This window comes from Parabacteroides faecalis, from assembly GCF_022809355.1.
In the GTDB taxonomy this organism is placed as follows: Bacteria; Bacteroidota; Bacteroidia; order Bacteroidales; family Tannerellaceae; genus Parabacteroides; species Parabacteroides faecalis.
Genome location: NZ_JAKZMM010000020.1, coordinates 15,725 through 30,718 on the forward strand (window position 1 = coordinate 15,725; position 14,994 = coordinate 30,718).

Consider the following 14,994-nt stretch of genomic DNA (forward strand, 5'->3'; position numbering starts at 1 on the left):
GTCTGTATTCTTTTTTTGTATGTACGATTATCTGATTATCTCAATATGAAGAAAATTGTTATAGCCATTGATTCGTTCAAAGGTTGTCTGAGTTCCCAAAATCTGGCTGATGCCATTGAAAAAGGAGTCAGGAAAGTATGGCCTGAATGTCGGATCTGTAAAATTCCCATGGCTGATGGAGGAGAAGGAACAGTGGAAGCCTTAACACAAGCCCTCGGAGGAGAAAAAGTAACTTGTCAGGTTGACGGTCCTCTGCGTGCTCCCGTTCAAGCTGTTTATGGTTGGATTCCACAACGGAAAATGGCTGTTATCGAAATGGCATCAGCCAGTGGTTTACCACTGATTCCCTGGAAGGAAGGTAACGTTATGCATACAACATCATACGGTACCGGACAATTGATTGCGGATGCCTTACAGCGAGGTTGTAAACATATCCTATTGGGTATCGGAGGAAGTGCAACCAACGATGCCGGTGTCGGTATGTTACAAGCCTTAGGATTCCGGTTTCTCAATAAAGAGGGTGAAGAAATCGGCGACGGTGGCAGCTGTTTATCCCAAATAACCCAGGTGGATTCTTCCCGGATATTACCTCAACTCAAGACATGTATCATCGAAGTAGCCACCGATGTAAAGAATCCTTTTTACGGAGAAAACGGAGCGGCCTGTATATTTGCGCCCCAAAAAGGTGCCAACCAAGAGCAAGTACAACTATTGGATCAAGGATTAAGATCTTTTGCTCAGCTAATCCAAGATGAAATGGGCCTGGATATCCAGTCGGTTGCCGGCGCTGGTGCTGCCGGAGGTTTAGGCGGAGGTTGCGTTGCATTTCTGAATGCCCGCTTAATATCCGGTATTGATCAAGTAAAAGCCTGCGTGAACTTCGACTCAATCATCCAGGATGCAGACTTGATTATTACCGGAGAAGGGAAAGTGGACCAGCAGACATCGCAAGGGAAAGTAGTAGATGGCATCGTCAAGTCGGCACGATCGTATCAGATTCCCGTCATTGTATTGACAGGAAACTGCATAGAAGAAAATGAAGACATAGAGAACGATTCTCTCGTCTCTTGCTTTTCTATTCATCCGGCACCAGTATCCTTGAAAGAAGCTCTTGAGCCTTCTTATACAGCCCGGCAAATCGGACGAGTTGCCCAAATGACCTGTAAACTATTCCAAAATGGCTACCGCATGAAAGAATTTATCACCCCAAAAGCTATTTGAATTTATAAAACGTAAAATTTCTGTAAAAGCTAAAAAAACATAATAGGTTTGGATATATCTTATCGGTTATCTATATTAGCAGGCGTTTTTAATAAATAAGAGAATAACCATGAAAAAAATTGTATTACTAGTTGCATTTTGCTTAAGCATTGGAAATGTTTTTGCTCAGGATGCAGAAAAATTAAGAGATGAAGGTGATGCTGCCTTGAAAGCAAAAAACTACCCTGAAGCCGTAGCAAAATATGGTGAGTATTTGAAGTTGACGGAATACAAAGATACAGTTCGTATCTTCAATTGTGGTTTTAGTGCAAACCAAGCCAAAATGTATGAAGAAGCGGCTAAGTATTTCGATATGGCAGTAAAATACAACTACAATTTGGATGATTCTTACACAGGTGAAGCAATGGCTTATCGTAACTTGAATAAAACAGAAGAATTTGTTTCGACTGTTGAAGCAGGTTTGAAAGCACTTCCTGGAAACGCCAATTTGGAAAAGTTATTGTATTCATATTGTATCAAACAAGGACAGGCTGCCCAAAAGAAAGGTGATATCGCTGGTGCTGAAGCTTTATACAAAAATGTATTAATCGCTTCCAACAAGAAATACCAGGAAGGTGCTTTGTATAGTTTAGGCGCTATGTTGTATAACCAAGGTGCTACAGCTTTACAAAAAGCTACTCCGCTGGCAACTTCTGAACCCAATAAGTACAAAGCTGAAAAAGCAAAAGCAGATGCTCAGTTGAAAGAAGCAAAAGAATATTTGGATAAAGCATTAGCATTGAATCCCAACAATGCCAATGTGAAGAAGCTGGTAGATGCAATTGCGGCTACGTTGCAATAAGAAAGATTGGATCAACCCATAAGACAGACAGGTTATAATAATACGACGGTGTTATTATAACCTGTTTTTTATACCCCAAATCCTGCATCAGCAAAAGATACGGGAATCGTTTTTGATACATACGAATATTAAAATCAAATCTCGTTAGTTTTGAAAAAGCCACTCGCCTATCGCTTTTCTTTTCGTTTTATCCTAAAAATTGGTTCGCTTCATATATCTTTGCGTAACATTTAAAAATTAAGTTGGATGGTTAGTTTTCTTCAAGTGGATGGATTGACGAAGAGTTTCGGTGATTTGGTACTCTTCGAGAATATAACTTTTGGTGTCGCACAAGGACAAAAGATAGGTTTGATAGCCAAAAACGGTTCCGGTAAAACAACACTCCTGAATATCATCGCCGGTAAAGAGGATTATGACGAAGGTTCTATCGTTTTCCGTAACGACTTGCGGGTGGGTTATCTGGAACAGGCACCGCATTATCCGGAAGGATTGACCGTGCTACAGGCTTGTTTTTATTCCCAAAATGAAACAGTCCGCCTATTAGCCGAATATGAACAGACCTTAATGGATAACGATACCGATAAGCTAAACAGTTTACTTGAACGAATGGACAGCCTGAAAGCCTGGGATTATGAGCAACGCGCCAAACAAATCCTGGGAGAACTGAAGATTCATAACCTGGAACAAAAAGTAGAAAGTCTTTCCGGAGGACAATTAAAACGGGTCGCTTTAGCGAATGTTCTGATAACAGAACCGGAACTGATCATCCTGGATGAGCCGACTAACCATTTGGATCTGGAAATGACCGAGTGGCTGGAAGATTACCTGAACCGTTCAACGATCAGTATTTTGATGGTGACGCACGACCGTTACTTCCTCGATCGTGTATGCAGTGAAATCATAGAGATTGACCGAAAACAAATCTATCAATACAAAGGTAATTACAGTTATTATCTGGAAAAAAGACAAGAACGTATTGATGCACAGAACGCTGAGGTGGAACGGGCCAGCAATCTGTTGCGAAAAGAGCTGGATTGGATGCGCCGTCAGCCACAGGCACGCGGGACAAAAGCCAAATATCGTATTGATGCGTTTTACGAATTAGAGAAAAAAGCCCATCAACAACGTGAAGCCGGACACGTAAACTTAGATGTTAAGGCTTCCTATATCGGTTCCAAGATTTTCGATGCTGTCGATGTATGTAAACGGTTTGACGACTTAAAGATTACCGATCATTTCAATTATACCTTTGCCCGCTACGAGAAAATGGGTATTGTGGGGAATAACGGAACCGGTAAATCTACCTTTATTAAAATGCTGTTAGGTGAAATTCAACCCGACAGCGGTCATTTTGATATCGGAGAAACCGTTCGTTTCGGGTATTATAGTCAGGAAGGTTTGCAGTTCGACGAACAGATGAAGGTGATTGATGTCGTACAAAACATTGCCGAATATGTTGATTTGGGTGACGGACGTAAAATGGGTGTTTCCCAATTCCTGAATTATTTCTTGTTCACACCCGACCGCCAGCATAGTTATGTTTATAAACTAAGTGGTGGAGAAAAACGTCGTCTGTATCTATGTACCGTATTGATGCGGAATCCAAACTTCCTGGTATTAGACGAGCCCACAAACGATCTTGATATCATCACACTGAATGTATTAGAAGAATATCTGCGCAGCTTCAAAGGATGCGTGATTGTTGTATCGCACGACCGTTACTTCATGGATAAAGTAGTTGATCATTTGCTGGTATTCCGCGGGAATGCAGATATCAAAGACTTTCCGGGTAACTATACGCAATACCGAGCTTGGAAAGAAGAACAGGATGCGCTGAAGAAACAAGAAGAACAGGCCTTGCAAAGTAAGCAAGCTGTTGTCGAAGAAAAGAGCCGACGACCGGAAAAGGAAGTCAAACGACGTCTGACCTTCAAAGAAAGGAAAGAATTTGAAGCCCTCGATGCTGAAATACCGGCATTGGAAGCAGAAAAGAAAGAACTGGAAACAGCCATGAGCAGCGGTACGTTATCTACCGAAGAATTGCTGGCTAAATCAGCTCGGATCACCGCCTTGATAGAAGAGCTGGATGAAAAGACAATGCGCTGGCTGGAACTAAGTGAATGGGCTTGATAAACAATAACGACATGGAATCATCAGGGAAACCGATTTTGTGGAACCGCAATTTCGTGCAATGTTGTCTATCCTACTTCCTCATGAACTTTGCATTCTACATGCTGATGCCTACTATGCCTGTCTATCTGACAGAAGAATTGGGTATCGGAAAATCGGAAGTCGGAATTGCTTTGTCCAGTTATACAATTGGCGTCTTGTGCGTCCGTCCTTTTTCCGGATATCTGGTTGATTGTTTCTCCCGCAAGCCATTGTATCTGTTTGCTTTCACATTATTCGGAATATTCTTCTTCGGTTATTTCTTTACGGCTTTGGGCTTGTTGCTGCTCATCCGTTTCTTGCAAGGAGGCTTCATGGGATTAACATCTGTTGCCGGTAACACCATAACCATTGATGTGATACCTTCCGAAAGAAGAGGCGAAGGAATGGGATTTTACGGACTGACTATCAATCTGGCCATGTCGTTGGCTCCGTTGGTCGCTGTCGCTGCCTATGCCCATCATGGCTTTTCATCCATCATCTGGATTTGTCTGGGTATTTCCCTGGCTGGCATGCTTTCGGTTTTGTTCATTCAGTATCCAGCCCGTAAACCAGTCAAGCGTCCGGCCTTTTCACTAGACCGGTTCATTCTGCTCACAGCATTGCCTGCCGCTGCTTCCTATATATTAATAGCCATACCTTATGGCATGCTTACCTCGTTTGTCGTATTGTATGGAAAAGAAATCGGAATCGCTGAACCCGGTTACTTCTTTGTATTCATGGCCATTGGTGTTGGTATTTCCAGATTAATCTCCGGTCGTTTGGTTGATCATGGCAAGATTCATCAGGTTGCCTCTTCTTCCATCATCTGCCTGATCCTATCTTTCGCCTTGTTTGCCACCATCCATCGTCCTGAAGTATTCTATGGAGCAGCCTTATTCATCGGGATCGGATTCGGAACAGGAGTACCGGCTTTTCAATGTCTGTTCGTCAATGTGGCGCCACACAGCCTGCGTGGAACTGCGACTTCTACGTATCTGACTTCATTTGACGTGGGAGTCGGTATCGGAATGCTTTTAGCCGGTTTTATATCTGCACACATCAGCTTGTCGGCCGCTTATCTTTTCGGATCACTTTGCTGTGTGGCCTCTCTATTCGTATACTGGCATTGGACAAAGGCCTCATATGAACGGAATAAAATAGGGAAATAGTATTACATAATGACAACGATTATTACAAAACCATTTCATTTAGTTCTACATTTATACCCTATTATTGCTAAAGTTAAGCCATATTCCTTGATTTATATCAATTACGATACACAATTTACAATTATTAATAATGCCGGATAGTTATGCTATAAAACACATTTATATCTTTGCCTTCGAAAAAGAAATGATATCAACACGGGATGTTGGTATAGAGAGTTTAGGTTACATTTTAGGTTGTTTTTAGGTTTAATTATTTTAGGATTATTGATTATGAAACGTTTAGGTTTATTCGTTGCTGCTGTATTGATGAGCGCAACAGTTAGTTTTGCAAATAACAAAAAGATTCCGTTCTCAGCTAATACATATCAGTTGAGCTGTTATTTGCAGTTAACTTCTGATCAGGTTAGAGAAGTAGAAAACATCAATGAATACTTCCACGAAATGCAGAAGGCAAGTTTGCGTGCTTCAGAAGATCAGAAAGAAGTAAAAATGCAGAAAGCAATTTACAGCAATTTGAAGTTGATGAAGAAAGTGTTGAATCGTGATCAATATCGTAAATACGTAGCATTAATCAACGTAACCAACAACAACAATCGTTTGGCTGGTTTCGATGTTGCTCCGGATTCTTACTTGGCAGATAACAAGTAATATCGTTACTTGTTCATAAACAAAAGAGACTTTGATGGTGAACGTCAAAGTCTCTTTTGCTATATACGCAGATTGTATCCTTCAGCAAGTTTACTTCATCAAGACAACTACCGGATTATCTTCTGCCGTGATTTCTTTCAAGGCTTTCACTTCTTTCGGAAGTTCTGCTACATCCGGATGTTCTTCAAACCATTCAGCTATTGTTTCGGCCGGAATTATCTGGGCAAATTCACCGTCGGCCGTTACAAAAGTGGGTTGTAAAGGCAAGAATCCGTTCAGGTCATTTTCTAGTCCTTCCTCATAAGCAGCAACCTTTACTTCTCCGGTTTCCTTCAGATAAAGTGCATTGTAGGCTTTTCGCTTGTCTTGCCGATAAAGATTGACAACAAAACGTAACCACAAGAACCGGTCGTTTTCCATTACTTCCAACGGATAGATTGCTTCGTCTTTCTGAACATCATACCGGTCTTCCCGCTTCCACTTCATAGCCCCGAAATCAAATCGCCGTTCAGGCACTAATCCTTCTTTCGTTACCTGATAAATGGTATCATTAAAGTATTCACGGAAATATAACTTCTCTCCCACATGCCAGAAAGGATGTTCGGTTGGAATGAGACCCATTTCATCTCCGTTCTTATAACGGATAAAAATCATCGAATGTCCCATCAATGCCTGTTGGAATACAGCGATGCTTTCAATGTCTGCCTGATTTCCGGAAACAGTTGCTTTTTCTTCCCCATGAGAAGGATAAGATGCCAGTAAGGTGGTATCTTGGTAAAGAACTATCCGGTCGGGTTTTGTGGCAGAAGCCGGCAAGTGTTTCACCCGAATTTGCTTATCCAAGTAATCATTCGAATCAATTCCAAACAAGCCTTCACTCAATTCTACTTCTTTCGATGTGCCGATAAAATTTCCTTCCGTATCATAAACAGCAGAAACGCCGTCACCTTTCGAAAAATAAAGATATCCATTTTCGGCATCAAGCCAGCCAGTCAATTCCCAACATCCTTCCGGATCATTTCCGATATGTCCTAATGAAGCTACAAAACGCCCATCAGATTTATTGAAAGAAAAGCATTGTTTTTGGGCTGAAGAAACTATCAAACGGTTTCCAGCCAGACGAATGGAAGGCGCATTGCCGACCAAAACACTATCAGTCGTTTCGAGTGGAATGTACGTTATATGCTGGAAATAATCAGATGCCTTTATGGTAGTTAAAGTGGAATAGGCCGATCCGACAGCAATAGTTTCCAATTCGCCCTTCTTGATAGAAGAACTGCAGCTGCATCCCAGCCATATACTCAAGGGCAAAGCCCAATAAAAAGAATTTATTTTCATGGTCAGTCAGATAGATTTAAAAAGTTAGCGAATCGACAAGTCAAGAAGAAAACAAGGGAACAATGCTCCTTAAAGCCATGTTCCCTTGTCAACTTATTTACTTATTTTACTTCTTGGCAGCTTTCTTAGCAGCCTTAGCTTCTTTCTTGGCTATTTTTTCCCATTCTTTTGCTCCCAGTTCTTTCTGTTTTGCAGTAAACTCTTGAGCAATCTTCATAGAAGCTTCTTCTTCTTCCGGAGTAGCAAACGCATGTTTGTATCCTTTTACATCGTTCCAATGTCCGCGAGTGAAGTCAGGGAAAGCAACGGCTGCACAACCGTTATCCATAGAAATGGCACCCAGTTCAGCCAAGCTACACCATTCAGCCAAATCATATACGTCCATATCCAATGGTAAACCGTTCTGCAAGCAATATACCAGACGAGAGTCCATGATGAAGTCCATACCACCATGACCACCTACTTCTTTAGCCATTTCACCGTATTTCTTCAAGATCGGGTGCTGGAATTTAGCAACCAAAGCATCCATTTCTTCTTTCGGCAAGAAAGAGTGTGTGCTCAGGTTATCTACCTTCGGCTGAACACCTGATGCTGCCATCTGCTTTGAATCAATAGCATAACCTTCTACCGGATACTTATTGGCGAAACCTTTTGTACCAGTCAGCTGATACAAACGATTGTATGGCTGCGGATTCATTACGTCATGCTGGATTTCGATTACCTTACCGTTTTCAGTACGAATCAAAGTAGTTGTATGATCGCCATTGCGGAAGTTATCACACTTCTCGCCTGTTGCTCTTTCAACCAAAGCTTTACCATGAACCGACTTCGTATCCATAGCAACCAAAGTAGTCATGCGGTCACCACGATGGATATCCAACGCCTGAGCAACCGGGCCTAAGCCGTGAGTAGCATATACGTCACCACGATTTTCCTTATTATAGCGCAAACGCCAGCCTAACTTGTCTTCTTTTCCGTTCTTCCAATAGTAATCCCAGAAGTCATCCAAGTTATGAATATAAGCACCCTGAGCACGGATTACTTCTCCGAATACACCCTGTTGTGCCATATTCAAGGTATTCATTTCAAACCAGTCGTAACAGCAGTTTTCCAAAATCATACAATGCTTGCGAGTCTTTTCAGATAAGTTGATCAGCTCCCAGCATTGTTCCAGATTCATGGCAGACGGTACTTCGATCGCCGTATGCTTGCCGTTTTCAAGAGCACATTTAGCAATCGGGAAGTGATGATCCCAATCGGCAGCGATGTATACCAAGTCTACGTCTTCACGCTGGCAAAGTTCTTTATAGCCTTCAGCTCCTGAATAAATAGCAGCAGGCGGCAGACTTGCCTTACGCAAAATATCCTGGCACTTTTCAGCACGATCTTTCTCATAATCACACAAGGCTACAATCTGAACACCTGGTATATAAGTGAAACGTTCAACAGCACCCGGACCACGCATACCCAAACCTACGAAGGCTACGCGTACAACATTCAACTTAGGAGCTTTCAAACCTAAAGCGTGCTGCTGACCAGCCGGACGTTCGGGTGTATCAATTACGATCGTTCCCTTCTCCCAATGCCACTTTGTGGAAGGAGACAAAGATTGTGCGTTCATGGATACGGGAGTAGAGATAAGCGCGAACGCTGCGCAAGCTCCAACTACCCACTGAGTAATTTTCTTCATGTCTTTATTACTTATTAATTATTAATGTATATATTTCCAATTAGTTTCGATATTATTCCAAATCACTGCCACCCACAATTAAATTATGCAATTATATGCTTTTGAAAGGGCAAATATATTCAAAATATTGGAATAACCCAATATTCCGACTTAAAAATAATCCCACGCCCAACTCTTCGCAGTTCCTTATCCGGCAGGATATAGGGAATAATTGCTTGCAAAGTAATTTTTTGACTATTGTCGTAAAGCTTTTCCATATATGTGATAAAGCTTTTTGACAAATGTGCTAAAGCTTTTCGACATCTGTCAAAAAATTAAAAACAAGTAAGGTTTCAACTCCGATCCTTGAGATACTCTGCCAGAAGCGTTAGAAACATCCTCCGAGGAGAAGATGTGCAGGAATGAAAACTTAGAAATAAAAAGCCCATCTACCTTGGCGATTAGCAATTAATCCCTATCTTTGTGTTTCAAATGAACAAAAATTAAGAAATAATGCCGAATATCTCACAACGAGGAGTCAATATGCCGGCTTCTCCTATCAGAAAACTTGTTCCGCTGGCCAATCAGGCAAAAGCTAAAGGAATCAAAGTGTATCACCTCAATATCGGGCAACCGGATGTGCCAACACCCGAAGTCGCGATGGAGGCGATGCGCCATATTGATCGTACGGTGCTTGAATATTCGCCCAGCGAAGGAATCCGTAGTTTCCGTGAAAAGTTAGTGAAATATTACGCGAAGTTTAATATCCTGGTAGATGCTGACGATATTATCATTACCACCGGTGGTTCGGAAGCCGTATTTTTCTCATTTATGGCTTGTCTGGATCCGGGAGATGAGATTATCGTTCCCGAACCGGCGTATGCCAACTACATGGCATTTGCCATTTCGTGTGGAGCTGTGATCAAAACGATCCCTTCTACCATCGACGAAGGTTTCGCCCTGCCGTCGGTCGAACGCTTTGAAGAGCTGATCACCCCTCGTACAAAAGCGATCCTGATCTGTAACCCGAACAACCCGACCGGATATTTATATACACAGAAAGAGATGAATCAGATTCGCGACATTGTCAAGAAATACGATCTGTTCTTATTCTCGGATGAAGTCTATCGCGAATTCTGTTATACCGGCGCACCCTATATTTCTGCTTTTCATTTGGAAGGGATTGAAAACAACGTCGTACTGGTTGATTCGGTATCCAAGCGGTACAGCGAATGCGGTATCCGTATCGGAGCCTTGATCACCAAGAATCAGATGGTAAAAGAGAATGTCATGAAATGGTGCCAGGCCCGTTTGAGTCCGCCTCTGATTGGTCAGATTATTGCCGAAGCCTCGTTGGATACACCCAATGATTATATGCTGAACGTATATAATGAATATGTAGAACGCCGTAAATTCCTGATTGACGGATTAAACCGGATTCCGGGATGTTATTCACCGATTCCGATGGGTGCGTTTTACACTGTAGTCAAATTGCCGGTAGATGATGCCGATAAGTTCTGCGCCTGGTGTTTAAGCGACTTCGAATACGAAGGACAGACCGTTATGATGGCTCCGGCTTCGGGCTTCTATACTACACCCGGACTGGGAAAAGACGAGGTACGTATGGCTTACGTGCTGAAGAAAGAAGACTTGGCCAATGCCTTGATCGTACTAAAGAAGGCACTTGAAGCCTATCCGGGCAGAACCATTTAATTAAAAGAAACTGGATGAATCTGGAACTTTTTATCGCAAGAAAGATACATTTCAACAAGGAAGGTGACAGACAAGCTACGCCGCCGGCTATCCGGATTGCCATGATTGGCATTGCGCTTGGTTTGGCTGTCATGATTCTTTCTGTGGCCATCGTTATCGGATTCAAGAAAGAAGTACGGAATAAAGTCATCGGGTTCGGTACACATATCCAGATCTCCAATTTCGACAACAACACCTCCTACGAAACCATACCGATTGCCTTTTCGGATACTTTATTGCAAGCGTTGGCTGCCAATCCGGCAATTGCCCACGTGGAACCCTTTGCTACTAAGCCGGGAATTCTGAAAACAGAACAGGATTTCCAAGGGATTGTCTTGAAAGGTATTGACGAACAGTACGACTGGACTTTCCTGAAGAAAAACCTGAAAGAAGGAGATATCCTGCATTTCGATCCGGACAAGCGGTCGACCGACGTACTGATCTCTAAATACCTTTCCGATTTGTTGGGTTTAAAGCTGAACGATTCATTCCTAACCTACTTTGTAGGAGAAGAAGTCCGCGTACGGAAGTTTCACATTTCAGGTATCTACGAAACCGGTTTTGCCGACTACGACAAACTGTTTGTCTTTGCCGATATCAGACAAGTAAGACGTTTGAACGGATGGGACGACGATCAGGTTAGCGGTATCGAACTATTGGTACATGATTATGACCAACTCGACCAGACAGCCGAAGACCTTTACTTCGAGATGGCCAACCGACAAGATCGCCAAGGGAACAGTTATTATGTCCGATCCATTAAAGATCTGAATCCAATGATATTCAGCTGGCTGGATGTACTCGACATCAATGTGGTAGTGATTCTGGTACTTATGCTGGCTGTTGCCGGCTTTACCATGATCTCCGGCTTATTGATCATTATTCTGGAACGCACCAATATGATCGGCATCCTGAAAGCCTTAGGAGAGAATAACCGGAGCATCCGGAAAGTATTCTTATATGTATCTTTCTTCCTCATCGGCAAAGGAATGCTTTGGGGAAATCTGATTGGAATTGCCATTTGTGTACTTCAATCAACAACCCATATACTCAAACTGGATCCAACTATCTATTACCTGGATGCCGTTCCCATAGATTTGAGTATTACCTCACTGATCTTATTAAATATCGGGACACTGGCTATTTCCATGTTAATGATGTTGGGACCATCATATCTGATCACTCAAATAAGTCCGGCCCGAAGTATCCGATTCGAATAAATCAGGTTACCTGCTTTTCGTTAAAAGAATCAAGTTTCTCTTCGACCGGTCAACTTATTCAGGATCCTACTTGTTCATTTTATTGAGGTATAATTACATAGAAACAATAAATAGTTAAATCGCACAGATGAAGACACTACGAGGAATAATCACTACCCTATGGATTTGTATAGGGTTGACATCCTGCATACAAGACGAGCCATTATGTCCGGAAGCAGAAATAGAATCATTCACGCTCCCGTCGGAGCTTTTGTTCAGTGACCCCGTCATCAACCAAGGACAGAATACAATTCAAGTGTTGCTGAATAAAAAGGCCGATCTGACAGCCCTGGCTCCGGAAGTAACGGTCAATGAATTCTCAACCGTATCTCCGGCTTCGGGTGAAACCGTTGATTTTACCAACCCGGTTACTTATCGGGTAACAGCACAAGACGGTATTCATACCCGCGATTATAAAGTACAGATGATTGTGATGGACGATGAAGATGTCTATACATCACTGATGAAGAACTTCGAGTTTTCATACTGGGAAGAAAACAGTTCCTTCCATTATGCAACGCCCGTACAAAAGACGAACGACGGTACTACATACAGTATCTTCTCAACCAGTAATCAGGGTGTTGCCTTGTATCAGCAATTTCCGGTACCGGAACAGTATCCTACATACGCAATCGAACACAACGACGGTTTTGCCGCCAAGATGATTACCAAAGAAGGACCAGGCAGTATTTTAGGCATTCAATACATTCCAATCGTAGCCGGTTCTTTATATACAGGCAAAATGAACTTACTGAATGCCCTGAAAGATCCGTTGACCGCTACACAAATGGGACAACCGTTCAATCAGATACCAGTCCGTTTCACCGGTTACTATAAGTATAAGGCAGGTACAGGAGATTACATTGGTTCGGACGGAAATCCCAAACCGGGAGTAAAAGATTCGTGTGCCATTTATGCCGTTTTCTATCGGATTGATGAAAACCTGCAAGTATTGGATGGAACAAATGTACACAATCATCCCAATATCATCTTGCAGGCAATGCTTCCCGACCGTTCATCAACTGATGGAGAAGAACTGCATGCTTTCGACATCGAGTTCAAACGTTTGAATGATGAAGTAATTGATTTTAGCAAACACGAATATAAACTGGCTGTAGTTTTTTCTTCCAGTTTTTGGGGAGACCGGTATGAAGGAACGCCCGGCAGTGAATTGATTGTTGATGATGCGAAGATAATTACGGAAGAAGACGAAGTTGTTTCGTCATACTAAAAGAAAGGATTATAATATGAAAAGAATATGGATCAAATACATCGTAACATGTTTACTGCTTATGTCAGTAAGCCTATCTATAAATGCCCAGGAATTCAGACAACATTGGGAAAAGAAAGTCTTTGCGGCTTATAATTTAGGAGGAACCAGTCCGTTTCCTATCCCAGCCGAGATCCGTAAAATCAATTATTGGAAACCCGGATTTGGCGGAACGTTGGCTTTCCACCTAACCCGCTGGCTCGATCCGAACTGGGGCGTAACAACCGGTTTGGCCATCGACTTGAAGGGAATGAAAGTTGAAGCTGATGTAAAATACTTATATACAAGCCTGGTTGTCGGTGAAGGAGATCATTCAGGTAAATTCACCGGAGCCTTTTCCGGAAAAGACCAGACAAATGTCCGTAACGGATATCTGGTATTACCCCTTATGGCAGCCTGGCGACCTAACGATCAATGGTCAGTCAGACTGGGTGGTTATGTAGCCTTCCAGAATGATGCCAAATTCGAAGGTGTCGCATCAGACGGATATATCCGAAACGGCGGTCCCACCGGAGAGAAAATCAATGTAGAAAGTGCCACCTACGACTTCGCAGAAGAAGTTCGTTCGTTTGATGCCGGTATTATGGCTTCAGGAGACTGGTTCTTCACCAAGAAGATAGCCGCAACAGCTCAGCTATCTTGGGGATTAGTCCCGATATTCCCCTCCGACTTCGAAGGTTTATCCTATAAGATGTATAACATCTACCTTTCTTTGGGAATTGCCTATCGGCTATAACAATAAGAAACAAATGCGGCACGGATTACCATCTAGAAGAAGGAATCCGTGCCGTCTGTCTATATCAAGAACATTTCGGTTAATGAGTCAATATTTCCAATCCATGGTCCGTCATTACAAAAGTATGTTCCCATTGGGCTGAAGGCAAACCATCATCGGTTAAGACCGTCCAGTTATCATCAGCATCGATATAAACATCATACCGACCCATATTAATCATGGGCTCAATGGTAAATACCATACCGGGCACCAATAACATTCCGGTTCCTTTCTTTCCAAAATGAGTAACTTCGGGTTCTTCGTGAAACTCCAAACCAACACCATGACCACATAAATCACGCACGACAGAATAACCGTTCTTTTCGGCATGTTTCTGAATGGCATGACCTATATCCCCGACAAAGCCAAAAGGCTTGGCAACTTCCATACCAATCTGCAAACACTCTTTCGTTACTTCTACCAAACGACGTTTGGCAGGAGAAACATTCCCGATCATAAACATGCGGGAAGCATCCGAATAATATCCGTCCAAAATCGTAGAAACATCTACATTTATAATATCTCCGTCCCGCAAAATCTCCTTCTCACTGGGAATTCCATGACAAACCACCTCGTTGATCGAAGTACAAACGCTCTTTGGAAACCCTTCGTAATGAAGCGGAGCCGGAATAGCTCCATGATCCATCGTGTATTCATAAACCAGCTTATCGATCTGCTCGGTCGACATACCTTCTTTAATTTCACTTTCCACCAAATCGAGGACGCCTGTATTCACCACACCACTTCGACGGATTCCTTCGATCTGCTCCGGAGTCTTTATCAGGCTTCGCTTCGGAACCAAATGTCCTTTATTCTGGTAATACAGCACTTGCTTGTCCAACTCGGTCAAAGGCTGTCCTTTGATCAAGTGCCAATTGTTGATTTTTCTTCTTGACATCAT

General features: G+C 42.5%; 12 protein-coding genes. 9 read left to right on the top strand and 3 right to left on the bottom strand.

What is annotated here, in order from left to right; genetic code table 11:
- Positions 1-45: 45 nt before the first annotated feature.
- The 5 genes from MUN53_RS09110 to MUN53_RS09130 all read left to right on the top strand — a co-directional run bounded on the left by MUN53_RS09110 (position 46) and on the right by MUN53_RS09130 (position 6,030).
- A complete protein-coding gene (locus MUN53_RS09110) occupies positions 46-1,221 on the top strand; it encodes a glycerate kinase family protein (RefSeq protein ID WP_243324974.1) in 1,176 nt (391 codons plus the stop codon).
- A 109-nt stretch (positions 1,222-1,330) separates the two neighbouring features.
- Positions 1,331-2,062, top strand: a complete 732-nt coding sequence (locus MUN53_RS09115) for a hypothetical protein (RefSeq protein ID WP_243324976.1) — start codon at positions 1,331-1,333, stop codon at positions 2,060-2,062.
- Positions 2,063-2,308: 246 nt separating this feature from the next.
- Positions 2,309-4,192 (top strand): ABC-F family ATP-binding cassette domain-containing protein, encoded by a 1,884-nt coding sequence (locus MUN53_RS09120; protein WP_243324978.1) that lies wholly within the window; start codon positions 2,309-2,311, stop codon positions 4,190-4,192.
- Positions 4,193-4,206: 14 nt separating this feature from the next.
- The gene (locus MUN53_RS09125) at positions 4,207-5,382 is read left to right on the top strand and encodes an MFS transporter (protein WP_243324980.1); all 1,176 of its coding nucleotides are present in this window, start codon (positions 4,207-4,209) and stop codon (positions 5,380-5,382) included.
- A gap of 270 nt (positions 5,383-5,652) precedes the next feature.
- Entirely contained in the window at positions 5,653-6,030 is a 378-nt protein-coding gene (locus MUN53_RS09130) for a hypothetical protein (protein WP_022455244.1), read from the top strand.
- Between the two features lie 90 nt (positions 6,031-6,120).
- Here MUN53_RS09130 and MUN53_RS09135 read toward each other — a convergent pair whose 3' ends face one another.
- Together MUN53_RS09135 and MUN53_RS09140 are read right to left on the bottom strand one after the other, a co-directional pair.
- Complete coding sequence (locus tag MUN53_RS09135) at positions 6,121-7,368, bottom strand: DUF4934 domain-containing protein (RefSeq protein ID WP_243324982.1); 1,248 nt, start codon at positions 7,366-7,368, stop codon at positions 6,121-6,123.
- A 106-nt stretch (positions 7,369-7,474) separates the two neighbouring features.
- Positions 7,475-8,989, bottom strand: coding sequence for a Gfo/Idh/MocA family protein (locus MUN53_RS09140; protein WP_394803064.1), 1,515 nt, complete (start codon positions 8,987-8,989; stop codon positions 7,475-7,477).
- A gap of 561 nt (positions 8,990-9,550) precedes the next feature.
- On the opposite strand from MUN53_RS09140, the gene MUN53_RS09145 reads away from it, so the two are divergent.
- The 4 genes from MUN53_RS09145 (at position 9,551) to MUN53_RS09160 (ending at position 14,054) form a co-directional block, all read left to right on the top strand.
- Positions 9,551-10,750: a pyridoxal phosphate-dependent aminotransferase gene (locus tag MUN53_RS09145; RefSeq protein ID WP_022455240.1), complete on the top strand. Its 1,200-nt coding sequence runs from the start codon at positions 9,551-9,553 to the stop codon at positions 10,748-10,750.
- 14 nt (positions 10,751-10,764) lie between these two features.
- Positions 10,765-12,009, top strand: coding sequence for an ABC transporter permease (locus MUN53_RS09150; RefSeq protein ID WP_243324985.1), 1,245 nt, complete (start codon positions 10,765-10,767; stop codon positions 12,007-12,009).
- 127 nt (positions 12,010-12,136) lie between these two features.
- Positions 12,137-13,279, top strand: coding sequence for a PCMD domain-containing protein (locus MUN53_RS09155; RefSeq protein WP_243324987.1), 1,143 nt, complete (start codon positions 12,137-12,139; stop codon positions 13,277-13,279).
- 16 nt (positions 13,280-13,295) lie between these two features.
- The gene (locus MUN53_RS09160) at positions 13,296-14,054 is read left to right on the top strand and encodes a porin family protein (RefSeq protein WP_243324989.1); all 759 of its coding nucleotides are present in this window, start codon (positions 13,296-13,298) and stop codon (positions 14,052-14,054) included.
- A 79-nt stretch (positions 14,055-14,133) separates the two neighbouring features.
- Here MUN53_RS09160 and map read toward each other — a convergent pair whose 3' ends face one another.
- On the bottom strand, positions 14,134-14,991 hold the full coding sequence (gene map, locus MUN53_RS09165) for a type I methionyl aminopeptidase (protein ID WP_243325042.1): 858 nt from the start codon (positions 14,989-14,991) through the stop codon (positions 14,134-14,136).
- Between the last annotated feature and the right edge of the window lie 3 nt (positions 14,992-14,994).